This is a genomic window from Streptomyces sp. NPDC048278, from assembly GCF_040652195.1.
GTDB lineage: Bacteria > Actinomycetota > Actinomycetes > Streptomycetales > Streptomycetaceae > Streptomyces.
On the sequence record NZ_JBEZLP010000014.1, the window covers coordinates 1 to 21,704 of the forward strand.

Genomic DNA, 21,704 nt, shown 5'->3' on the forward strand with positions numbered 1-21,704 from the left:
CCACGCCTTCCGGGCCCATGAAACCGATGTGACGCGTCACCAGCCGAGGCTTCTCGTGGCCGACACCCTCGACGATCCAGCCGTCGACCGGTGGAAACGGGGCCCCACGCGCGCGTGCGGTCAGCGGTCGTCAGCCGCTCACGGTCTCCAGCGCCGGGGTCGGCTCGCCTTCGGCCACGAGCCGCGCGGCCCGCCGCCGGCCGGGGATCGCCAGGGCGGCGATCCCGGCGACGGCCACCACAGCCGAGCCGGTGAACAGGGCGGGCTTCAGTCCGTCCACGAAGCTCTGGGCGCTCTCGTAGCCGCCCTGGGCGGAGAAGATGGACGACATGACCGCGACGCCGAGCGCGCCGCCGACCTCGCGCAGCGCGTTGTTGGCACCGGAGGCGATGCCCTGTTCCCTCGGGCGTACGGCGGACATCACCAGGTTGGCGGCCGGGGCGAAGTACAGGGCCATGCCGATGCCGCTGACGATCAGGCCGGGCAGCTGGACGGCGTAGGAGGCGTCGGCGGTGACGACGTAGGCCAGGTAGCCGAGCCCGGCGGCCTGCAGGAAGAGGCCGGCCGCGACGACCGGACGGCCGCCTATGCGGTCGGACAGGATGCCCGCGATCGGCGCGACGATCATCGGCATGCCGGTCCAGGGCAGCATCCTGAGGCCCGCCTCGGTGGGCGAGTAGCCGAGGACGCCCTGCATGTACTGGCTGAGCAGGAAGATCGACCCGAACATCCCGAGGAACATCAGCAGGCTGGCCGCGTTGATCCCGGAGAACGCGCGGGAGCGGAAGAGCCGCATCGGCAGCATGGGGTTCTTGGCGCGGCTGCCGTGCAGGACGAAGCCGATGAGCAGGGCGGCACCGGCGAACAGCCCGGTGAGCACGAGCGGGCTGGTCCAGCCGTCGGCGGGGCCGCGTACCAGGCCGTAGACGATCCCGAAGAGTCCGCCGCTGGCGAGCAGGGTGCCGGGGAGGTCGAGCGGGGCGCCCGTGCCGTGCGACTCGGCGAGGCGGAGGCGGGCCAGCGGCAGCAGGGCGAGGCCGAGCGGCACGTTCAGCCAGAAGATCCAGTGCCAGGACACGTGTTCGGTGAGGCTGCCGCCGATGAGCGGCCCGGAGGCGACCGCGAGCCCGTTGACGGCGCCCCAGATGCCGTACGCCATCCCGCGCCTGGCCTCGGGCACGGCGGCCGTCAGCAGCGTGAGGGTGAGCGGCATCATGACGGCCGCGCCGACGCCCTGCACCGCGCGGGCGGCGATCAGGGAGTCGATGCCGGGCGCCATGGCCGCGGCGGCCGAGGCGCCGGTGAAGACGGTGAGTCCGACGAGGAAGAGCCTGCGCCGGCCGAAGCGGTCGCCCAGGGCGGCGCCGAACATCAGCAGGACGGCGAAGGTGAGCGTGTAGGCGCTCACGGTCCATTCGAGGTCGTCCAGGGCTCCGCCGAGATCCTTGCGGATGGACGGCAGGGCGGTGGTGACGACGAGGTTGTCCAGGGCCGCCATGAATCCGGCGACGCTGGTGATGACGAGCGCCCATCCGGCGCCCCCGCGACGTGCGGTCTCTTGTGACATCGCTCCCCCAGAGCGTGCTCTGTGCCGATCGTCGATCGGACACTGATTAGTTATTGATCACTAATTTTCTGGCCCGTGAAAAAGGGCCCGGACCCGGGACGGCGGACCGCCCCGTCACCCGTCGCTGCACTTGTCCAGCCGCCCCGAGGTACCGGCGTCCGGGTACATCCCCTGCCAGACCCGGTGCTCGGGCGGAAACCCCATGGCCGCATAGGTGTTGATGAGCATGCCTTTGGCCAGGAAGGTCGTCGTGCGGTCGACGTCCGCTCCCGAGATCAGGTGGACGGTGTCCCACAGCCGCTCCCAGCCGGCCCGCACGAGCTCGCCGAACTCGTGCTCGCCCTCCGCCTCGGCCGCAGCGACGGCGATGTACGTCTGCATCTGCATCTGGAGCCGCTCCGGCCGCTCCTGGATCAGCTGCACATACGCGTCACCCATGGCATGCAGGGCCTCTTCGTCCCGCAACCCCTCGGCCGCCTTCTCGAAGAGTTCGCACATCTCGTCGATGCAGCGCAGCGAGGCGACGGCGAAGATCGCCTTCTTGCCCGGGAAGAGCCGGAAGAGATACGGCTGCGAGACCCCGACCCGCTTGGCGATCGCCTCGGTGGAGGTGCCGTAGTAGCCCCTCTGCGCGAACTCCGCGATCGCCGCGCGGATGACGCTCTCGCGCCGCTCCTCTGCGCTCATCCTGACCATGCGAGAAAGTTAGTACTCAATCACTAACTAAGTCAAGGGGGGCCCGGCCGCCGCGTTCCAGGAGCCGCATGCGCGAGCGGGAGGGGCGGGGCCGGCACCGCGCGAGCAAGGCGGCCCCGTACAGGTACACGTAAGGGGCACCCCACCATGGAGGGCGCCCCTTACCGAGTCGACGGGCTCAGCCCAGCCGCACGACCGCCCGTGACATGCCGAGCACCTTCTGCCCGGCGCTCGTCGCCGTCAGGTCGACGCGCACGGTGTTGTCGTCGAGCTTGGCGGCGACCTTGCCGCTGACCTCGATCAGGGCACCCTGGTCGTCGTTCGGGACGACGACCGGCTTGGTGAAGCGGACGCCGTAGTCCACGACCGCACCCGGGTCGCCGGTCCAGTCGGTGACCACACGGATCGCCTCGGCCATGGTGAACATGCCGTGCGCGATGACGTCCGGCAGGCCCACCTCCCTGGCGAACTTCTCGTTCCAGTGGATCGGGTTGAAGTCCCCGGAGGCGCCCGCGTACCGCACCAGCGTGGCGCGGGTCACGGGGAAGGTCTGCGCCGGCAGTTCTGTGCCGACCTCGACGTCCTCGTACGCGATCTTCGACGTCATCGGATCCTCACGCCCCGCCTTCTTCTTCGTCCGCCGCGCGGGACACCAGCTTGGTCAGGGCGCTCACCACGAGCTCGCCGGCCTCGTCGTGGACGTCGCCGCGGATGTCGATGATGTCGTTGCCCGCGAGGGACTTGACGGCCTCGATGGTGGAGGTGACGCTCAGTCGGTCGCCGGCGCGCACCGGGCGCCGGTAGGCGAACTTCTGGTCGCCGTGCACCACCCGGCTGTAGTCCAGGCCGAGCTGCGGGTCCTCGACGACCTGGCCGGCCGCGCGGAAGGTGATCGAGAAGACAAAGGTCGGCGGGGCGATCACATCGGAGTAGCCGAACGCCTTGGCGGCTTCCGGGTCCGTGTACACCGGGTTGGTGTCACCCACCGCCTCGGCGAACTCGCGGATCTTCTCCCGGCCCACCTCGTAGGGCTCGGTGGGTGGGTAGGTCCGTCCCACGAAGGACTGGTCGAGCGCCATTGGCCCGGCACCTCCTGATGTCTGCTGTGCTGCCCCACAAAGTAGCGGGAAAGGCATCGGCCGAAACGCCGTGAGGCCGCCCCCGAGTCGGGGACGGCCTCACGGACGAGCCTGTTTGTTATCGCGTTTCGCGGTGCGCGGTGTGCGCGTTGCAACGCGGGCAGTGCTTCTTCATCTCAAGACGGTCCGGGTTGTTACGCCGGTTCTTCTTGGTGATGTAGTTCCGCTCCTTGCACTCCACGCAGGCCAGCGTGATCTTCGGGCGGACGTCGGTGGCAGCCACGTGAGTGCTCCTAAGACGAACGGATGGACTTGATACAACGCAAGAAAGAGTAGCCGATCGAGGGACCGACCCTGCAATCGGCTACTGTCAGTAGCGGTGACCGGACTTGAACCGGTGACACAGCGATTATGAGCCGCTTGCTCTACCGACTGAGCTACACCGCTTTGATGAGATCGGCCCCCGTCTTGCGACGGGAACCTCTCACACCAGAGCCCCAATACGGAATCGAACCGTAGACCTTCTCCTTACCATGGAGACGCTCTGCCGACTGAGCTATTGGGGCGAGCGATGAAGACATTACACGCTCGGCCGCCGTTCGCCCAAATCCGTTTCCCGCCGCCCTTCCCGGCCCCTTCCGCACGGCTCACGACGGCCTCCCGGGCCCCTTCCGGCACTCCCCACGCGCGCGTACCGAGCCGTTCCCCGCAGGTCCGACGGCTCCGGTACGACTATTGCGCTCCTCCCCGCCCCGCGCGGCTCGCCACCCTAGGCTCGACTCACTCTGCGTGATCTTGAGTCCCATGTCTGGACCGACCCTCATGGAGCGCGATGCCCGACAGCCAGCCGCAGCCGCCCTCGTCGTCGTCCGATCCGCAGGGTTCCCCGGGCCGGCCCGACCCCGCCGCACTCCTGCTGTGCGGGGCACGGCTCACCGACGGCCGGACCGTGGACGTACGGCTGGGCTGCGGACGCATCGAGGCGGTGGGTACGGCAGGCAGTCTGGCGCCGGGCCCCACGCGCACGGGCGGCACGCGCGTGGACCTGACCGGCTACCTCCTGCTCCCCGCCCCGGCCGAACCGCACGCCCACGGCGACACCGCGCTCTCCGCCGAACACGACGGCCCCGTCTCCTACGAACCCGAGGACGTCCAGCGCCGCGCCACCGAGGCGGCCCTGCTGCAACTGGGACACGGTGCGACGGCGGTACGCGCGCACGTGCGCGTGGGCGACGTCCAGGGGCTGGGCGCCCTTGCCGCCGTCCTCCAGGCGCGCCGCTCGCTGCGCGGGCTCGCGGAGCTCACGGCGGTCGCGATGCCGCGCGTGCTCACCGGGATCGCCGGCGCCGACGGGCTCGCCATACTGCGGGACGCCGCGAAGATGGGCGCCTCCGTCGTCGGCGGCTGCCCCGACCTCGACCCCGACCCCACGGGCTACGCGGAGGCGGTCCTGGAGGTGGCCTCCGAACACGGCTGCCCGGTCGACCTGCACACGGACGCCACCGACCCGGCGCGGCTGGCCAGGCTCGCGGCGATGGCCGCCGGCATGCGCCCCGGCGTGATCCTCGGACCGTGCGCCGGGCTCGCGCGCCAGCCCGCCGAGGTGGCCGCACGGGTCGCGGACCAGCTCGCCGCGGCCGGCGTCACCGTGGTGTGCCTGCCCCAGGGCGGCTGCGGTTCCGTCGAGCGCCGCGGCACGGCTCCGGTACGGCTGCTGCGCGCGGCCGGCGTCCGGATCGCCGCCGGCAGCGGCGCCCTGCGCGACCTGTCGAACCCCGTCGGCCGCGGCGACCCCCTGGAGGCCGCCTACCTCCTGGCCTCCCGGCACGGCCTGCGCCCCGAGGACGCCTACGACACCGTGAGCGGCGCCGCCCGCGCCGCCCTCGGACTTCCCGAGGTCCGCGTCGAGGCCGGCTTTCCCGCCGAACTCCTCGCGGTACGCGGCGACCACCTGGCCGGCGCGCTCTCCCTCGCCTACAGCCGGATCGTGGTGCACCGGGGGCGCGTGGTGGCACGCACGAGCGCGGTCCGCGAGTACTGCAACTCGGCGGTGGCGGCGGAACTGGGCCTGCCCCGGCAGGGGCGTGGGGAGTTGTCCTGAGGGGCGCGGGAACGCGGGCGCCGACGCGGGCGCCGACGCGCGGGCCGGGGCGCGGGAGCGCGCGGCGCGGAGCGGGGGCTTCCCTCGGCGCGTTCGAGCCGGACCGGCGCGCCGGGCGGAGCCACCCGGGCGTGTGGGGCGCGTGAAGTCGTGCAGCGGATGCGGGGCTTCGGGCGTACGGTCTGAAACATGCGCATTGTCATCGCTGGTGGTCATGGTCAGATCGCGTTGCGGCTGGAGCGGCTGCTCTCCGCGCGCGGGGACGAGGTCGCGGGGATCATCCGGAGGGCCGAGCAGGCCGACGACCTGCGGGCGGCCGGTGCCGAACCGGTGCTGCTGGACCTGGAGTCGGCGTCGGTCGAGGAGGTCGCGGCGCTCCTGCGAGGGGCGGACGCGGCGGTGTTCGCGGCGGGCGCGGGCCCGGGCAGCGGCACGGCCCGCAAGGAGACGGTGGACAAGGGCGCGGCGGTGTTGTTCGCGGACGCGGCCGTGCGCGCGGGCGTGCGCCGGTTCGTGGTCGTCTCTTCGATGGCCGCGGATCCGGCGCACCGGGGCGACGGCGTCTTCGACGTGTACCTGCGGGCCAAGGGCGAGGCCGACGCGTATGTGTCCCGGCAGAACTCCCTGGACTGGACGATCCTGCGGCCCGGTTCGCTGACGGACGCGCCGGGCACCGGTCTGGTGCGGCTGGAGGCGCACGCGGGCCGGGGCGCGGTCACCCGTGACGACGTGGCCGCCGTACTGGCGGAGTTGGTGGACACCTCGGCGACGGCCGGCCTGACCCTGGAGCTGATCGGCGGGTCGACGCCGGTCTCGGTGGCCGTGAAGTCGGTGGCCGGGAACTGAGTTCTCAGAACAGCGGCAGCTGGCCGGGGAACTCCGGTACGACGTAACCGTCCAACGCGGGTTCCACGGCCCCGATCAGGGCGTGCTGCCGTGAGCCGGAGCAGGAGACCAGTTCCCCGGCCTCGCGTGCCCCGGGCGGGTCGTGCCGCGCGAAACGGCCCGCCACGACGGCGATTTCGCGGCGGCACACCGGGCAGGTTCTGCGTCGGGAGGACATGTGTTCAGTGTGCCCCGGGACGGGGCATCCGTGACGGACCGCTGCCCGGCCGCCGCACCGACGAAGCGCCTCCATGATCTTCATCACGGCCGACTTCCGCCGTCGCCGTCGCCTCCGCGTCCGCGTCCGCGCGGCGCCTTCCGATTCCACGCCAAGCCATACATACGGATACATGACGAAGGGCCCGTGACCTGCTTGGTAGCAGGTCACGGGCCCTTCGTTCCCGTGTGGCGGCGCCAGGATTCGAACCTGGGAAGGCTGAGCCGGCAGATTTACAGTCTGCTCCCTTTGGCCGCTCGGGCACACCGCCGGGGTTTTGTCATCAGATCGAACCGCTTTCCGGCGGTGCTCCCTGGCAACGACGTAAACAATACCCGATCCACAGGGGTGCTCCGCCACCCGATTGATCGCCGCCCGCGGGACGCGGGATGGCTAGGCTGGTGCGGATACGGCCCGGTCCCCACCCCGGGCCCGGCGGTCGCCGTCGCGTGCCGCAACGCATCCCGTCACACCCCCCGATACAAGGAGCCACAGGACATGGCCGACTCCAGTTTCGACATCGTCTCGAAGGTCGAGCGGCAGGAGGTCGACAACGCCCTCAACCAGGCCGCCAAGGAGGTCTCGCAGCGCTACGACTTCAAGGGCGTGGACGCCTCGATCGCCTGGTCCGGCGAGAAGATCCTGATGCAGGCGAACTCCGAGGAACGGGTCAAGGCGATCCTCGACGTCTTCCAGTCGAAGCTGATCAAGCGCGGCATCTCGCTGAAGGCCCTGGACGCCGGTGAGCCGCAGCTCTCCGGCAAGGAGTACAAGATCTTCGCGTCGATCGAGGAGGGCATCTCCCAGGAGAACGCGAAGAAGGTCGCGAAGATCATCCGCGACGAGGGCCCCAAGGGCGTGAAGGCCCAGGTCCAGGGCGACGAACTGCGTGTCAGCTCCAAGAGCCGCGACGACCTCCAGGTCGTGATCGCGCTCCTGAAGGGCCAGGACTTCGACTTCGCGCTCCAGTTCGTGAACTACCGGTAGGCAGCGCCTTCGAAGGACGAGAAGGGCGGGCACCGCGTCGTGCCCGCCCTTCTGGTGCTTCCGGTGCTTCCGGTGTTTCTGGCGCTCCTCGTGCTTTCCGTGCTTTCCGTGCGGCGGCTCCGGCCGAGGGTGGTCAGTCGCGCGAGTTGCCGAACAGGAGGCGGTAGGCGATCAGCAGGACCAGCGAGCCGCCGATCGCCGCCGCCCAGGTCGCGCCGTCGTAGAAGTTCTTGGTGATCGGGTGGTCCAGCCAGCGAGCCGATATCCAGCCGCCGAGGAACGCGCCCACGATGCCGATGAGGGTCGTACCGATGAAGCCGCCCGGGTCGCGTCCCGGCAGCAGGACCTTGGCGATGGCGCCGGCCAACAGTCCCAGGATGATCCAACTGATGATGCCCATGACCTGAACCTGCCCTTCCGTGCCGTGTTCGCACAGCTCCAGCCCTGTGAATTCGGTTCGGGCCGGCTGTGCCAGACGGGTTGCGCCGGACAGGCCGTCCGAGCCGTCCGTATGTGTCCGTAGCGTGTGTGTTCGTGCCTTGTCGATGACGAGGACGCCTGGGCGATACCCCACGGTTGCAGTGATCAGTAGGGTGCGCCGCATGGCTGCCTCTCCTCTTTCCGATCTGCGGCGCACGCTGGGCGTGCACGACGCCGTGATCGTCGGCCTGGGCTCGATGGTCGGGGCCGGAGTCTTCTCCGCGCTGGGCCCCGCGGCCCACGCGGCCGGGTCGGGGCTGCTTCCCGCGCTGGCCGTCGCCGCGCTGGTCGCCTACTGCAACGCCATGTCCTCGGCGCGCCTGGCCGCCCGGTACCCGCAGTCGGGCGGCACCTACGTGTACGGGCGGGAGCGGCTCGGCGCCTTCTGGGGATACCTCGCGGGATGGGCGTTCGTCGTCGGCAAGACGGCGTCCTGCGCCGCGATGGCACTCACCGTGGGCGCGTACGTCTGGCCGGGGCAGGCACACGCGGTGGCGGTCGCCGCCGTGGTGGCGCTGACCGCCGTGAACTACGGCGGCATCCAGAAGTCGGCCTGGCTGACGCGGCTGATCGTGGCGGTGGTGCTGGCGGTCCTCGCTTCCGTGGTGGTCGCGTGCCTGACGTCCGGGGCGGCGGACGCGGGGCGGCTGCACATCGGGCTGTCGGCGGGCACGGGCGGGTTGCTTCAGGCGGCCGGCCTGCTGTTCTTCGCGTTCGCCGGGTACGCGCGGATCGCGACCCTCGGCGAGGAGGTGCGGGACCCGGCGCGCACCGTTCCGCGTGCGATCCCGCTGGCCCTGGGGATCACGCTGGTGGTGTACGCGTGCGTGGCGGTGGCCACGCTCTCCGTGCTGGGCACGGACGAGCTCGGCCGGGCGGCGGCGCCGCTGACCGACGCGGTGCGGGCGGCCGGGGTGCCGGGGCTGGTGCCGGTGGTGCGGGTGGGAGCCGCGGTGGCCGCGCTCGGCTCACTGCTGGCGCTGATCCTGGGGGTGTCGCGGACGTCGCTGGCCATGGCCCGCGACGGTCATCTGCCTCCGGCGCTGGCCGCCGTGCACCCGCGTTTCCGGGTCCCGCACCGCGCGGAGCTGGCCGTCGGGGCGGTGGTCGCCGTGGTGGCGGCGACCGCGGACGTCCGGGGTGCCATCGGTTTCTCCTCCTTCGGTGTGCTGGCGTACTACGCGGTGGCCAACGCCTCGGCATGGACGCTGGATCCCGCGCCGCGTTCGCGGGTGGTTCCGGTGGCGGGACTGCTGGGGTGCGTGATCCTCGCGTTCGCGCTGCCGGCGGCCTCGGTGGTCGCGGGGGCGGCCGTACTGGCGGTGGGTGCGGCGGCGTATGCCGTACGGCGACGGGTGGCGGCCGGGTAGCCACGGTGGCCGCGTCGCCGGGAGCCCCCGTCTGTCAGAAGGCCTGCTCCGGGGCCGTGCGTCTCCGGAAGTCGGCCCAGAGCTCCAGGTCCGTGCCCTCGTCGGTCTCCTCGTACCAGCCCGTGCCCTGCAACCAGACGTGCAGCCAGTCGGTGAGGCTGGGCGCGTCCACGAACCAGGCGCCGTCGGCGCCGTCGGCGTTGGGCTCGTAGAGCAGGACCGTGGCCTGCGGGGCCCGGCAGTCCACGCACGCGTACATGCCACAGCCCCAGTGGGATATGGGCAGGACGCCCTCGGGCCAGGGCCAGTCCGGGTTCTTGCGGCCGTACTCGCGGTTGGTGAGGTACTGGGCGACGGCGGCCGGTTCCCCCGAGGGCGCGGAGTCGAGCAGGGGCAGCAGACCGTACGACGGACCGAAACCCCCGTCGCCCACCCGCTCGTAGAGCGCTGCGAGGAGGGGTGGGAGCGGGAAGCCCAGGGTCTGACCGGCGCGGTCGAGCGTGGCGGCGTCGACGGGCGCGGGGAGCGAAGGCCAGCCCCACGGGCGGGAGTTGCGGGCCTGTGCGGTCACCCGTGTCAGCAACTGCTCGATCTCGGTCATGGCTTCATGATGCAGGCCGTCACCGACAATCGGGCCGGCCTGTGGACAACCTCCGGCCGGCGCGACGACGTCCGGTCAGCGGGTCGCGAACGGCTGGTCCGTGGGGACGATCTCGCGTCCGAGCGGGAGCAGCGAGACCGGGATCAGCTTGAAGTTGGCGATGCCGAACGGAATGCCGATGATCGTCAGGCACATCGCGATGCCGGTGACGATGTGCGCGAGGGCCAGCCACCAGCCCGCGAGGACCAACCACAGCACGTTGCCCACGCAGGAGGGGGCACCCGCGTCGCGGCGCTCCACGGTCGTGTACCCGAAGGGCCACAGGGCGTACACGCCGATACGAAAAGCAGCTATTCCGAATGGAATACCGATGATCGTGATGCAGAGGATCGCGCCGGCCAGCAGGTAGCCGAGGAACAGCCAGAAGCCGCTCAGGACGAGCCAAATGATGTTCAGGATGGTCTTCACTGCGGGCGACCTGCCATCTTCTCTAGCCGGGCGATCCGTTCCGCCATGGGCGGGTGCGTCGAGAACATCTTGGACAGTCCCTGGCCCGGACGGAAGGGGTTCGCGATCATCATGTGGCTCGCGGTCTCGATCCGGGGCTCGGGAGGCAGCGGGAGCTGCTTGGTGCCGGCGTCCAGCTTGCGCAGGGCGCCCGCGAGGGCGAGCGGATCGCCGGTGAGCTGGGCGCCGGAGGCGTCCGCCTCGTACTCCCGGGAACGGCTGATGGCCAGCTGGATGACGGTGGCGGCGAGCGGGCCCAGGATCATGATCAGCAGCAGGCCGAGGAAGCCGGGGCCGTCGTCGTCGTCCGAACGGCCGACCGGGATCAGCCAGGCGAAGTTGACCAGGAACATGATCACCGAGGCGAGGGCGCCGGCGACCGACGAGATGAGGATGTCCCGGTTGTAGACGTGGCTGAGTTCGTGGCCGATGACGCCGCGCAGTTCCCGCTCGTCGAGGATGCGCAGGATGCCTTCCGTGCAGCACACGGCGGCGTTGCGCGGATTACGGCCGGTGGCGAAGGCGTTCGGTGCCTCCGTCGGCGAGATGTAGAGGCGGGGCATGGGCTGGCGGGCCTGGGTGGAGAGGTCGCGGACCATCCGGTACAGGGCCGGGGCCTCGAACTCGCTCACGGGGCGTGCGCGCATCGCGCGTAGCGCCAGCTTGTCGCTGTTCCAGTACGCGTACGCGTTCGTGCCGAGGGCGACGAGGACCGCGACGATCAGACCCGTTCGGCCGAAGAAGCTGCCGATGACGATGATGAGTGCCGACAGTCCCCCGAGGAGAACTGCGGTCCTGAGCCCGTTGTGCCGGCGGTGCACGGTACGCCCTCCAAGTCGTGCGGCAGGGGAACCCTTTGCCTGCGGTGCTGCTGCCTTCCGATCTGCGATGCCACCGGTGTCGTGGTGTCACGTCCAGTGGACCCTTCCGCACTGGTCAACGCCAGGCGACGGCCACTAGTTCCCTTGTGTCCGCTGTGTGCGGGGTGAGCCGTCCGGGTGAGAGCCGTGCCCGGGCGCGCGTGCCGTTCGCACGCGCGCGTGGAGGCCGTCAGAACAGACCGGCGGTGGCGAAGCGGAGTACCAGCTGCGGAGCGCCGGAGAGGACGACGCCGAGGGTGCCGGTGAGGGCGAGCGCGGCCGTGAGAGGGGCGGGCAGGCGGTGCCTGACCGGCTCGCCCTCGGGGGCACGGAACAGGAGGGCCGTCCACTGGAGGTAGTAGTAGAGGGCGATCACGACGTTGACGGCCATGACGACGGCGAGCCAGCCGAGGCCGGCGTCGACGGCCGCCGAGAAGACGGTGACCTTCGCGAACAGGCCGATGACGCCGGGCGGGAGTCCGGCGAGGCACAGCAGGAAGAACGCCAGGAGCAGGGCGGTGAGCGGGTTCCTGGCGTACAGGCCGCGGTAGTCGGAGAGCCGGTTGAGCCGCTCGGTGCGGGCGACGGCGGCGGCCACGGCGAAGGCCCCGAGGTTCACGGCGGCGTACATGAGGGCGTAGGCGACGGTGGAGCCGACGGCCTTGCGGGCGTCGTCGGTGTATCCGGCGGCGGCGATCGGCACCAGCAGGTAGCCGGCCTGGCCCACCGACGACCAGGCGAGCAGCCGTACCGCGCTGTACGCGCGCGTGGCCTGCTGGCGCAGGGCCGCCACGTTGCCGACGGTCATGGTGAGGGCGGCCAGGGCGGCGAGCGCGGGGCCCCAGACGTCGGCGTACGACGGGAAGGCGACGACGGTGACCAGGATCAGGCCGGAGAAGCCGACTGCCTTGCCTACGACCGACAGGTAGGCGGCGATCGGCAGCGGGGCGCCGACGTAGGTGTCGGGGACCCAGAAGTGGAAGGGGACGGCGGCCGTCTTGAACGCGAAACCCACGAGGGTGAGGACGACACCGGTCTGGGCGAGGGTGTGCAGCTGTCCGTCGACGTGCTGGATCCGGTCGGCGACCTGGGTGAGGTAGAGGCTGCCGGTGGTGGCGTACACGAAGCTGATGCCCATGAGGCTGACGGCGGTCGCGGTCACCGAGGACAGGAAGAACTTCAGGGCCGCCTCGGAGGACCGCTTGTCGCCGTGCCGGATGCCGACGAGGGCGAAGGCGGGCAGGGAGGCGACCTCCAGGGCGACGACCAGGGTGGCGAGGTCGCGGGAGGCGGGCAGCAGGGCGGCGCCGGCGGCCGAGGAGAGCAGCAGGAACCAGAACTCGCCCTGGGGGTAGCGGCTCCTGCCGTCCTTGAGGGCGGTGACGGACAGCAGGGCCGTGAGCAGGGCGCCGCCGAGGACGAGGAACTGCACGACCAGGGTGAACCGGTCGGCCGTGTAGCTGCACGCGCGCGTGGTGCCGGTCAGGCAGAAGGTGCTGCGGTCGTGGCCGAGGAGCGGGAGCAGCAGGAGGGCTGCCGCGGCGAGTCCGGCGACCGAGATCCAGCCGAGGAGCGGTTTCCTGGCCTCGGGTACGAACAGGTCGGCGACGAGGACGGCCAGGCCGACGACAGCGGTGAGGGTGGGCGGGGCGATGGCGAGCCAGTCGACGGACTGGACGAGGTTCGCGGCCAGTGGCTGGGCCAGGGCGCTCATCGGGTGCCTCCTGCGAGGAGCTGCTGCACGGCCGGGTCGGTCAGACCGAGCAGGGCCTTCGGCCAGAGCCCGGCGACGACGGTGAGGGCGACGAGCGGGGTCCAGGCCGCGAACTCGTAGCTGCGGACGTCGGCGAGTTTCGGCACTTCCCGTGACGCGGCGCCCATGCAGACGCGGCGGACCACGGCCAGCATGTAGGCGGCCGTCAGCAGGGTGCCGAAGGCGGCGACCGCCATGAAGGTCAGGAAGGCCGGGCGGCTGAGCCCGGCGGCGGGCTCGAAGGCGCCGAACAGGGCCAGCATCTCGCCCCAGAACCCGGCGAGGCCGGGCAGTCCGAGCGAGGCGACGGCGGCGAACGCGAGCAGTCCGCCGAGGCGCGGTGCCCTGCCGTAGAGCGCGGCGCCGGTCTCCTCGGCGAGGGTGTCGAGGTCGGTGGTGCCGGTGCGGTCCTTCAGGCCGCCGACCAGGAAGAACAGCAGGCCCGTGATGAGGCCGTGGGCGATGTTGGCGAACAGGGCGCCGTTGACGCCGGTCGGGGTCATGGTGGCGATGCCGAGCAGGACGAAGCCCATGTGGCCGACGGAGGAGTAGGCGATCAGCCGTTTGAGGTCGCCCCGCGCGCCCCGTCTGGCCAGGTTCAGGCAGGCCAGGGACCCGTAGACGATGCCGACGACCGCGAAGGCGGCGAGGTAGGGCGCGAAGGTGCGGAATCCGTCCGGTGCGACCGGCAGCAGGATCCGGACGAACCCGTAGGTGCCCATCTTCAGCAGGACCCCGGCAAGCAGCACCGAGCCGACGGTCGGCGCGGAGGTGTGGGCGTCCGGCAGCCAGCTGTGCAGGGGCCACATCGGGGTCTTGACCGCGAGCCCGATCCCGATCGCCAGAACGGCGATGACCTGCACGGATGCGGTCAGCGACCGGCCGTTGTCAGTGGCGAGTGCCACCATGTCGAAAGTGCCCGCCTTGATTCCGATCAGGAGCAGGCCGAGCAGCATGACGACGGACCCGAGCAGGGTGAAGAGGATGAACTTCCAGGCGGCCCGGGTCCGTCCCGCGCCGCCCCAGCGGGCGATGAGGAAGTACATCGGGATGAGCACCGTCTCGAAAGCGAGGAAGAACAGCAGCAGGTCGAGGACGGCGAAGCTCGCGAGGGTGCCGGACTCCAGGACGAGCAGCAGGGCGACGAAGGCCTTCGGGGAAGGGCCGGACGGGCCCGCGGGCGGGTTGAAGTACGAGTAGAGCGCGCAGAGGAAGGTCAGCAGCGCGGTCAGGACCACGAGGGGGAGGGAGATGCCGTCGATGCCGAGGTGGATGCGCACGTCGAGTGCGGGGATCCAGCTGATGTCGGTCGTGGCCTGCATCCTCGACGGGTGGTCGTGGTCGAAGCCGAGCGCGAGGACGATCGCGGCGACGAGGATCGCGCCGGTCACGGTCACGCCGTGGCGGAGCACGGCCTGCTCGGGCGACTTCCCTTTCAGCCCGGGCGGGGCGGGCAGCAGGGCGGCGACGGCGCCGAGAAGCGGGCCGACGACGATCAATGCCAGAAGGACTTGCATCACGGACTCGCTGAGATCGATCACGCCTGCTCACGCTCCCGTGGCGACGAGGAGGACGGCGACCGCCAGGACGACGGTGCCGGCGAGCAGCGCGCTCACATAGGTCTGGACGTTGCCGGTCTGGGCGCGCCGTACGGCGGCGCCGAGCAGGCGGGGCAGGGCTCCCGCCCCGCGGACGTAGGTGTCGACGACCTCGCGGTCGAGGAACTGGACGAGGCTCGCGGCGGCCAGCACCGGGCGGACGAACAGCGCGTCGTAGACGGCGTCCAGATGGAAGCCTTCGGCCGCGTGCCGGTGCAGCGGACCGAGCAGCAGCCGGCCGGGGTCCGCCGGGTCGGCTGCGTAGGCCACGTCGCCGAACGCGGGCCGGTGGGCGGCGACAGCCTCGGCCTCGGCCAGTGCGGCGTCGCCCTCCGGGTGGGCGGCGACGGCACCCAGCGGAGCGCGGGCGGCCAGGGTCCTGGTGCGCTGCCAGGCGCCGTAGGTGACGAGTCCGCCGACGAGCGCGAGGCCGGTGCCGAGGACCGAGGTGGTGAGGGTCGGGGTGAGGGCGCGGCCGTCGAACCAGCCGGGCAGCGAGCGGTAGGCGAACCCGCCGAAGGCCAGGGAGGGGAGGGCCAGGACCCACAGCACCACGGTCATGGACAGCGGCTGCCGCCCGTGGTCCGCGGCCTCGGCGCCCCGGCCCCGGAAGGTGAGCAGCCACAGCCGGGTCGCGTAGGCGGCGGTGAGCAGGGCGGTGGCCAGGCCCGCGATCAGGACGATCCAGCCGGCGCTGCCGGGGGCGTGCTCGGTGTGGCCGGTGGCGACGTGCTCGGCGGCGCCGAGGACCGACTCCTTGGAGAAGAACCCGCTGAAGGGAGGGATCGCGGCGAGCGCGAGCAGGGCCACGGTCATCGTCCAGTAGGCGTCCGGGACGCGGTCGCGCAGGCCGGAGGTACGGGACATGACGGCCAGCGAGTTGGTGCCCGCGGCGTGGATGATCACGCCGGCGGCGAGGAACAGCAGCGCCTTGAAGGCGCCGTGGGACAGGAGGTGGAAGACGGCGGCTCCGCGGTCGCCGACGGCGAGGGCGCCGGTCATGTAGCCGAGCTGACCGATCGTCGAGTAGGCGAGGACGCGCTTGATGTCGTCCTGGGCGAGCGCGGCGAGTCCCGAACCGACCATGGTGACGGCGCTCATGGCGGCAAGGACGACCATCACGGCCGAGCTGGCCTCGAAGACCGGGAGGAGACGGGCGACGAAGTAGACACCGGCGGCGACCATCGTCGCGGCGTGGATCAGCGCGGAGACCGGGGTCGGGCCGGCCATCGCGTCGGGGAGCCAGGTGTGCAGCGGGAACTGCGCGGACTTGCCGGCCACGCCGCACAGGAGCAGCAGCCCGACCAGGGTGGGATGGTGCAGCCCGCCGTTCGCGACGGTGCCGAGGACCGTGGTGATGCGGAACGACCCGGCGTCGGTGGCCAGCGCGAACAGGCCGATCAGGAACGGTACGTCGCCGAGTTTGGTGACGAGGAAGGCCTTCATGGAGGCGGCGCGTGCCTCGGGGGTCTCCCAGTAGTGGCCGACCAGGAAGTAGGAGCAGATGCCCATGACCTCCCAGCCGACCAGCAGCACGATCAGGTCGCCGGAGTAGACGACCAGCAGCATCGCGGAGGTGAACAGGGAGACGAGGGCGGCGTACGAGGGGTAGCGCGGGTCGTCGCGGAGGTAGCCGGTCGAGTAGATCTGTACGCAGGTGGCGACGAAGGCGACCAGGACGGCGACGAGGGCGGCGAAGCCGTCGATGTGCAGGGCGAGTTCGATCGGGACCGAGCCGGTGGGAGTGAACTCGGTGTGGGCGTCCACGGCCCGCCCGCCACCCTGGTCGGCGGCGACCGTGCAGGCGAGGGCCAGCGCGCCGAGGGTCGGCAGGACCGCGAGCGGGCGGACGAAACCGGGGGCGGTGCGCCCCAGGAGCAGGCCGGCGGCGGCGCCGAGGAACGGCAGGAGGGGGACGAGGACGGCGAGGGTGGTCGTGGTCACGCGGTGGCCTCAGCCTTCTCGTCGGCCGACCCGTCGGGGGGCGTGCCGGCCGTGGCGTCCTCGTGGCCCTCGGCGGTGTCGCGGAGCCGGTCGATGTCGGAGGTGCCGCGGTTGCGGTAGACGGCGAGGACGATCGCCAGGCCGATGCCGATCTCGGCGGCGGCGATGGCGATGGTGAACAGGGTCAGGGCCTGGCCGGAGTGCAGGGTGTCCCGGGCGGTCTTGCTCAGCCAGACGTCGAAGGCGACGAGGTTGAGATTGACGGCGTTGAGCATCAGCTCGACCGACATCAGGACCAGGATCGCGTTGCGGCGGGCGAGGACGCCGTACAGGCCGGTGCTGAAGAGGAGCGCGGAGAGAACGGCGGGATAGGCGAGGTGCATCAGCGGGCGCCTTCCTGCTCGATCGGGTGAATCCCGGAATCCGTGACCGAAGGGGAACTCTGCGTGACGGTCCGGCCGTTCACAGGGGGCGGGGCCGACTCCGCCTTCGCCTTCCGGGACAGGACGATCGCCCCGACCAGGGCCGCGAGGAGGAGGACGGAGAGGGCCTCGAAGGGCAGCACCCAGTTCTGGAAGAGGCTGGCGCCGGTGACCTTCGTCGAGCCGGCGGCGGCGCCGTCCAGGTCGATCCAGGTGGTGCGGAAGGCGTCCACGACCACCCAGACCAGGGCGCCCGCGGCGGGCACGGCGACGGCCAGCGCCACCCAGCGGTTCCCGGAGTCGGCGTCCGGGGAGCGTCCGATCGGGGCCTTGGTGAGCATCAGACCGAAGAGAAGGAGGACGACGACAGAACCCACATAGATGAGGACCTGCACCCAGGCGATGAACTCGGCGGTGAGCAGGAGGTATTCGACGGCGAGCCCGCCGAGGGCGACCACCAGCCACAGGGCGGCGTGCACCAGCTGGCGGGTGGTGACCGTGACGAGGGCCGCGCCGAAGGTGACCAGGCCGACGAGAAGGAAGGCGATCTCCACGCCGGTCGGGGACAGGAAGCCGTGCGGCGCTTGGGCGAGCGGGCTCACTCCTCCCCCTCCCCCGGTTCAACCCGGTCGGCGGCCCGGGTGGCCGCGAGCTTCTCGGCGGCCTTGCGGGCGGCGGCGATCTCCTTCGGCTCCTCCGCACCGGGGTCGAGGGCGGGCGGGGCCGGGACCGTCCACATCCACTCGCGGAGCTTGTCGCGCTCGTGGGTGAGCTCGCGGATGTCGGTCTCGGCGTACTCGAACTCCGGTGACCAGAACAGGGCGTCGAAAGGACAGACCTCGATGCAGATACCGCAGTACATGCACAGGGAGAAGTCGATGGCGAAGCGGTCCAGGACGTTGCGGCTGCGTTCACGGCCGCCCGGGGCCGCCGCCGGGACGGTCTCCTTGTGGGAGTCGATGTAGATGCACCAGTCGGGGCACTCACGGGCGCAGAGCATGCAGACCGTGCAGTTCTCCTCGAACAGCCCGATCACACCGCGGGTGCGCGGCGGGAGGTCGGGAAGGGTGTCCGGGTACTGCTCGGTGACCGACTTCCGGGTCATCGTGCGCAGGGTGACGGCCAGGCCCTTGGCCAGGCCCGAGCCAGGGATGGGGGCCACTAGGAGATCACCACCTTGACGATGCCGGTGAGGGCGATCTGGGCGAGAGAAAGGGGGACGAGGAGGGTCCAGGAGAACTTCTGCAACTGGTCCTCACGCAGCCGGGGGTAGGTCACGCGGAGCCAGATCACGACGAAGGCGAGGAGCGCCGTCTTCAGCAGGGTCCACAGCCAGCCGAGACCGTCCGCACCCCACGGGCCGTGCCAGCCGCCCAGGAACAGGACGGTGGTCAGGCCGCACAGGACGACGATCCCGGCGTACTCGGCGAGCAGGAACAGGGCGAAGCGCAGGCCGGTGTACTCGGTGTACGCGCCGAAGATGATCTCCGAGTCGGCGACGGGCATGTCGAACGGGGGGCGTTGGAGTTCCGCGAGGCCGGCGATGAAGAAGACCAGGCCGCCGGTGATCTGCCAGGGCAGCCACCACCAGTGGAAGGAGCCGACGATGCCCGGCAGGGAGACGGTACCGGCCGCCATCGCCACGGAGGCGGCGGCGAGCAGCATCGGGAGTTCGTAGGCGAGGAGCTGGGCGGCGGTGCGCAGGCCGCCGAGGAGGGAGAACTTGTTGGCGCTGGCCCACCCGGCCATGAGCGAGCCGAGGACGCCGACGCCCATCACGGCCAGCACGAAGAACACGCCCGCGTCCAGGACCTGGCCGACCGCGCCCTCACCGGGGCCGATCGGGATGGCGAGCAGCACGAGCAGGTACGGGAGGAGGGCCACCGCGGGGGCCAGTTGGAAGACACGGCGGTCCGCGCCGGCCGGGACCACGTCCTCCTTCTGCGCGAACTTCACGCCGTCGGCGATCAGCTGGGCCCAGCCGTGGAAACCACCGGCGTACATCGGACCGAGGCGGCCCTGCATATGGGCCATCACCTTGTGCTCGGTCTGACCGACGATCAGGGGGAAGGTGAGGAAGACGACGAACACGACGACGAGTCGCAGGGCGACGTCCAGAGCGTCGTTCACTGCGGGCCTCCTGGGGGGTCGTCGTGGGGGGCGGGGGGTTCGGGGGCGGTGTCGTCGCGAGCGGTGTCGTCGCTGGGCGGGGCTTCGGGAACGGGCGCGGGAGCGGGGGCCTCGGAAGCCGACGTCTCCGGAGTCGAGGGTTCGGAGGCGGAGTCCTCAGGTGGGGTCGGCTGCGCCGCGGATACAGGCTCCCCCGTCCCCGTCCCCGTCCCCGGCTCCTCGGCTCCGGTCCCGACTCCTTCCGCCGGGTCGGCCGTCGTCTCGCGCGGCTTCCCAGTCTCCGGTTCCTCGAAGGCCGGACGGGCGTGGTGCCACGGCGCGTCCGAGCTGCGGGGGGCTGCGGGGCGGGCCGGAGTGGCCGGCGTTTCTGTCTCCTGTGCACGCTGGGAAGCGGAGCCGCCCGAGGCAGTGCGCGTCCGGCGTGGCCCCCGGGGAGCAGCCGACGGCCCCGCTGCCGGAGTGGCGCCCTCCGCGGCAGCGCCCTCCGCACCGGCGGCGTCCGCGACGGCCCCCTGGGCGGTCTCCTCAGCGGGCGCGTCCTCCGCACCGGAAGCTGGCCGCTGCGAAGCGGACCCCCCGCTCGCGCTCCGTGCGCCACGCGGAGTGGCCGTCGACCCCGCTGCGGTCGCCGCAGCCGCCGCTCCGGACGCCTCAGTCACCTCGGCCCCTTCAGCGCCCTTGGCCCCCTTACCCGCCTCGCTCGCCTCGGTCGCCTGGCTCGTCGAGCCCTCCGCGGCTGTGCGGGAGCGGCGCGCCGGGCGGTCGTCGGCCGCGCGAGGTGGGCGGGGCGGGCGGTCGCCGGTCGCGCGGCTTGGTGCGGTGCGGGCCGGGCGGGCGGGGGCGGCCGGGAGTTGGCCCTTGAGGGGGCCCCACTCGTTCGGGTCGGGGACGCCTGGGGGGAGCATCTGGCGGCGCTTGGGGCCGCCGTGCTCGGACTCGCCGGGTTCCTTGGCGCCGGGCCAGGCCTTGGCGACGCGGGCGGCGAGCACGAAGTCCTTGCGGAGGGGGTGGCCTTCGAAGTTCTCCGGGAGGAGGAGGTGGTCCAGGCCGGGGTGGCCGGTGAAGCGGACGCCGAACATCTCGTGGGTCTCGCGTTCGTGCCAGCGGGCGCCCGCGTAAACGCCGACGGCGGAGGGGAGTTCGGGGGCGGTGTGCGGGACGGTCGTACGCAGGAGCAGGCGGCGGACCGGGGCGAGGGCGACGACGTGGGCACAGACGCGGAAGCCGGTGCCGGGTTCGTCGACCGCGCTCAGCCAGTCGAAGTAGGTGCAGGAGAGCGTCGTACGGGCGCTCTCGAGGGCGGCGAGCCAGGAGGAGGGAGGGACGTCGACCGTGAGGACGTCGTAGGACTCGTCGGCCGTGGCGTCCGTGCCGAAGAGTTCCTCGACGGGGGCCGGCAGCCAGCCGGTCGGGGCTGTCATCGGGCGTCCCCTTCGCCCTCGGCTCCGGCTCCGGTGGGCGCCGGTGGCCGGACCAGGTCGCTCTGGAGCGCGGCGGCGGACGGGCGGGTGGTGCCGTAGCGCTCGCCCAGGGACTCGGCCGCGATCTTCTCCTGGAGTTTGAGGATGCCCTGGAGGAGCGCCTCGGGGCGCGGCGGGCAGCCGGGGACGTAGACGTCGACGGGGATGATCTGGTCGACGCCCTTGGTGACGGAGTAGGAGTCCCAGTAGGGGCCGCCGCAGTTCGAGCAGGCGCCGAAGGAGATGACGTACTTCGGTTCGGGCATCTGCTCGTACAGGCGTTTGACCGCCGGGGCCATCTTGTCCGTGACCGTGCCGGAGACCACCATCAGGTCGGCCTGGCGGGGGCCCGGCGCGAAGGGGATCACGCCGAGTCGGATGAAGTCGTGGCGGGCCATCGACGCGGCGATGAACTCGATCGCGCAGCAGGCGAGGCCGAAGTTGAAGACCCAGAGCGAGTAGCGGCGGCCCCAGTTGAGGACGACCTTCATCGGTTCGGGGGCGAGGCGGGCGAGCGTGCCCAGCCGCTTCGGCTCCGGCAGCGGAACAGGCTCCGACGCGGTGGCGTCCGGCGTCACGTCCATGTCAGGACGCCCTTCTTGTATGCGTACAGCAGGCCGACGGCAAGGAAGCCGAGGAAGACGAACATCTCCACGAGGGTGGTCGCGCCGTAGCCGGGGGCGGCGAAGACCGTCGCCCAGGGGAACAGGAAGATCGAGTCGACGGCGAAGATGACGTAGAGGAAGGCGTAGACGTAGTAGCGGACCTGGGTGTGGGCCCAGCCCTCGCCGACGGGATCGACACCGCACTCGTAGGTGAGGAGTTTCTCGGGGGTGGGGACCACCGGGCGCAGCAGCCGGCCGGCGCCGAAGGCGACGGCGACGAAGACCACGCCGACCAGTGTCAGCAGTCCTACGACCGAGTAGGACGCGAAGTAGTCCACGGCGAGGGCCGCGGTCGGTTCACCGCCCACCGTCTCCCGCATCGCCCGTCCCTCGCTCCCTCGACAGACCACGGACCACAGGCCCGACCGGACCGGTGCCGTGA

At 71.4% G+C, this 21,704-nt stretch carries 24 protein-coding genes and 3 tRNA genes; 4 read left to right on the forward strand and 23 right to left on the reverse strand.

Features of this window, described 5'->3' with window-relative positions:
- Positions 1-130 precede the first annotated feature (130 nt).
- The 7 genes from AB0D74_RS24205 to AB0D74_RS24235 form a co-directional block, all read right to left on the reverse strand.
- Complete coding sequence (locus tag AB0D74_RS24205; RefSeq protein WP_362590587.1) at positions 131-1,567, reverse strand: DHA2 family efflux MFS transporter permease subunit; 1,437 nt, start codon at positions 1,565-1,567, stop codon at positions 131-133.
- Between the two features lie 114 nt (positions 1,568-1,681).
- Positions 1,682-2,263 carry a helix-turn-helix domain-containing protein gene (locus tag AB0D74_RS24210; protein WP_362590590.1) on the reverse strand — a complete coding sequence of 194 codons (582 nt, stop codon included), beginning with the start codon at positions 2,261-2,263 and terminating at the stop codon, positions 1,682-1,684.
- Between the two features lie 178 nt (positions 2,264-2,441).
- Entirely contained in the window at positions 2,442-2,870 is a 429-nt protein-coding gene (locus AB0D74_RS24215) for a MaoC family dehydratase (protein WP_362590593.1), read from the reverse strand.
- A 7-nt stretch (positions 2,871-2,877) separates the two neighbouring features.
- Positions 2,878-3,342, reverse strand: a complete 465-nt coding sequence (locus AB0D74_RS24220; RefSeq protein WP_362590596.1) for a MaoC family dehydratase N-terminal domain-containing protein — start codon at positions 3,340-3,342, stop codon at positions 2,878-2,880.
- Positions 3,343-3,460: 118 nt separating this feature from the next.
- Positions 3,461-3,625, reverse strand: a complete 165-nt coding sequence (gene rpmG, locus AB0D74_RS24225; protein ID WP_003948671.1) for a 50S ribosomal protein L33 — start codon at positions 3,623-3,625, stop codon at positions 3,461-3,463.
- A 91-nt stretch (positions 3,626-3,716) separates the two neighbouring features.
- Positions 3,717-3,789, reverse strand: a tRNA-Met gene (locus AB0D74_RS24230).
- Positions 3,790-3,835: 46 nt separating this feature from the next.
- A tRNA-Thr gene (locus AB0D74_RS24235) sits at positions 3,836-3,908 on the reverse strand.
- Between the two features lie 266 nt (positions 3,909-4,174).
- On the opposite strand from AB0D74_RS24235, the gene AB0D74_RS24240 reads away from it, so the two are divergent.
- Both AB0D74_RS24240 and AB0D74_RS24245 read left to right on the forward strand, forming a co-directional pair.
- The gene (locus tag AB0D74_RS24240) at positions 4,175-5,443 is read left to right on the forward strand and encodes a hydrolase (protein WP_362590599.1); all 1,269 of its coding nucleotides are present in this window, start codon (positions 4,175-4,177) and stop codon (positions 5,441-5,443) included.
- A gap of 189 nt (positions 5,444-5,632) precedes the next feature.
- Positions 5,633-6,289 carry an SDR family oxidoreductase gene (locus AB0D74_RS24245; RefSeq protein WP_362590602.1) on the forward strand — a complete coding sequence of 219 codons (657 nt, stop codon included), beginning with the start codon at positions 5,633-5,635 and terminating at the stop codon, positions 6,287-6,289.
- A gap of 4 nt (positions 6,290-6,293) precedes the next feature.
- On the opposite strand, the gene AB0D74_RS24250 is transcribed toward AB0D74_RS24245, so the two are convergent.
- Together AB0D74_RS24250 and AB0D74_RS24255 are read right to left on the reverse strand one after the other, a co-directional pair.
- Complete coding sequence (locus AB0D74_RS24250) at positions 6,294-6,506, reverse strand: hypothetical protein (protein WP_362590605.1); 213 nt, start codon at positions 6,504-6,506, stop codon at positions 6,294-6,296.
- A gap of 228 nt (positions 6,507-6,734) precedes the next feature.
- Positions 6,735-6,816 (reverse strand) — tRNA-Tyr (locus AB0D74_RS24255).
- A 227-nt stretch (positions 6,817-7,043) separates the two neighbouring features.
- Between AB0D74_RS24255 and AB0D74_RS24260 the strand changes: the two genes are divergently transcribed.
- Complete coding sequence (locus tag AB0D74_RS24260) at positions 7,044-7,532, forward strand: YajQ family cyclic di-GMP-binding protein (protein WP_089099493.1); 489 nt, start codon at positions 7,044-7,046, stop codon at positions 7,530-7,532.
- A gap of 133 nt (positions 7,533-7,665) precedes the next feature.
- Here the strand turns inward: AB0D74_RS24260 and AB0D74_RS24265 are convergent, their stop codons facing one another.
- Entirely contained in the window at positions 7,666-7,932 is a 267-nt protein-coding gene (locus AB0D74_RS24265; protein ID WP_362590608.1) for a GlsB/YeaQ/YmgE family stress response membrane protein, read from the reverse strand.
- Positions 7,933-8,134: 202 nt separating this feature from the next.
- Between AB0D74_RS24265 and AB0D74_RS24270 the strand changes: the two genes are divergently transcribed.
- A complete protein-coding gene (locus AB0D74_RS24270; protein ID WP_362590611.1) occupies positions 8,135-9,382 on the forward strand; it encodes an amino acid permease in 1,248 nt (415 codons plus the stop codon).
- 34 nt (positions 9,383-9,416) lie between these two features.
- On the opposite strand, the gene AB0D74_RS24275 is transcribed toward AB0D74_RS24270, so the two are convergent.
- The 13 genes from AB0D74_RS24275 to AB0D74_RS24335 form a co-directional block, all read right to left on the reverse strand.
- The gene (locus AB0D74_RS24275) at positions 9,417-9,983 is read right to left on the reverse strand and encodes an SMI1/KNR4 family protein (RefSeq protein ID WP_362590614.1); all 567 of its coding nucleotides are present in this window, start codon (positions 9,981-9,983) and stop codon (positions 9,417-9,419) included.
- Between the two features lie 75 nt (positions 9,984-10,058).
- Entirely contained in the window at positions 10,059-10,451 is a 393-nt protein-coding gene (locus AB0D74_RS24280; protein WP_362590617.1) for a YccF domain-containing protein, read from the reverse strand.
- The gene (gene htpX / locus AB0D74_RS24285; protein ID WP_362590620.1) at positions 10,448-11,311 is read right to left on the reverse strand and encodes a zinc metalloprotease HtpX; all 864 of its coding nucleotides are present in this window, start codon (positions 11,309-11,311) and stop codon (positions 10,448-10,450) included. Before htpX ends, AB0D74_RS24280 begins: the two co-directional genes overlap by 4 nt.
- A 229-nt stretch (positions 11,312-11,540) precedes the next feature.
- Positions 11,541-13,064: an NADH-quinone oxidoreductase subunit N gene (locus AB0D74_RS24290; RefSeq protein WP_362590624.1), complete on the reverse strand. Its 1,524-nt coding sequence runs from the start codon at positions 13,062-13,064 to the stop codon at positions 11,541-11,543.
- Complete coding sequence (locus tag AB0D74_RS24295; protein WP_362590627.1) at positions 13,061-14,644, reverse strand: NADH-quinone oxidoreductase subunit M; 1,584 nt, start codon at positions 14,642-14,644, stop codon at positions 13,061-13,063. The genes AB0D74_RS24290 and AB0D74_RS24295 overlap by 4 nt, the downstream gene beginning before the upstream one ends.
- Before the next feature lie 6 nt (positions 14,645-14,650).
- A complete protein-coding gene (locus AB0D74_RS24300; protein WP_362590630.1) occupies positions 14,651-16,645 on the reverse strand; it encodes an NADH-quinone oxidoreductase subunit L in 1,995 nt (664 codons plus the stop codon).
- Positions 16,642-17,028: an NADH-quinone oxidoreductase subunit NuoK gene (gene nuoK / locus AB0D74_RS24305; RefSeq protein WP_362590633.1), complete on the reverse strand. Its 387-nt coding sequence runs from the start codon at positions 17,026-17,028 to the stop codon at positions 16,642-16,644. Before nuoK ends, AB0D74_RS24300 begins: the two co-directional genes overlap by 4 nt.
- Entirely contained in the window at positions 17,028-17,669 is a 642-nt protein-coding gene (locus AB0D74_RS24310) for an NADH-quinone oxidoreductase subunit J (RefSeq protein WP_362590636.1), read from the reverse strand. The genes nuoK and AB0D74_RS24310 overlap by 1 nt, the downstream gene beginning before the upstream one ends.
- Entirely contained in the window at positions 17,666-18,229 is a 564-nt protein-coding gene (locus AB0D74_RS24315; RefSeq protein ID WP_362590639.1) for an NADH-quinone oxidoreductase subunit I, read from the reverse strand. Before AB0D74_RS24315 ends, AB0D74_RS24310 begins: the two co-directional genes overlap by 4 nt.
- Complete coding sequence (locus AB0D74_RS24320; RefSeq protein ID WP_362590642.1) at positions 18,229-19,197, reverse strand: complex I subunit 1 family protein; 969 nt, start codon at positions 19,195-19,197, stop codon at positions 18,229-18,231. Before AB0D74_RS24320 ends, AB0D74_RS24315 begins: the two co-directional genes overlap by 1 nt.
- Positions 19,194-20,618 carry an NADH-quinone oxidoreductase subunit C gene (locus AB0D74_RS24325; RefSeq protein WP_362590644.1) on the reverse strand — a complete coding sequence of 475 codons (1,425 nt, stop codon included), beginning with the start codon at positions 20,616-20,618 and terminating at the stop codon, positions 19,194-19,196. The genes AB0D74_RS24320 and AB0D74_RS24325 overlap by 4 nt, the downstream gene beginning before the upstream one ends.
- Positions 20,615-21,241, reverse strand: a complete 627-nt coding sequence (locus AB0D74_RS24330) for an NADH-quinone oxidoreductase subunit B family protein (RefSeq protein ID WP_362590647.1) — start codon at positions 21,239-21,241, stop codon at positions 20,615-20,617. The genes AB0D74_RS24325 and AB0D74_RS24330 overlap by 4 nt, the downstream gene beginning before the upstream one ends.
- Positions 21,232-21,642: an NADH-quinone oxidoreductase subunit A gene (locus tag AB0D74_RS24335; protein ID WP_362590650.1), complete on the reverse strand. Its 411-nt coding sequence runs from the start codon at positions 21,640-21,642 to the stop codon at positions 21,232-21,234. The genes AB0D74_RS24330 and AB0D74_RS24335 overlap by 10 nt, the downstream gene beginning before the upstream one ends.
- Positions 21,643-21,704 lie beyond the last annotated feature (62 nt).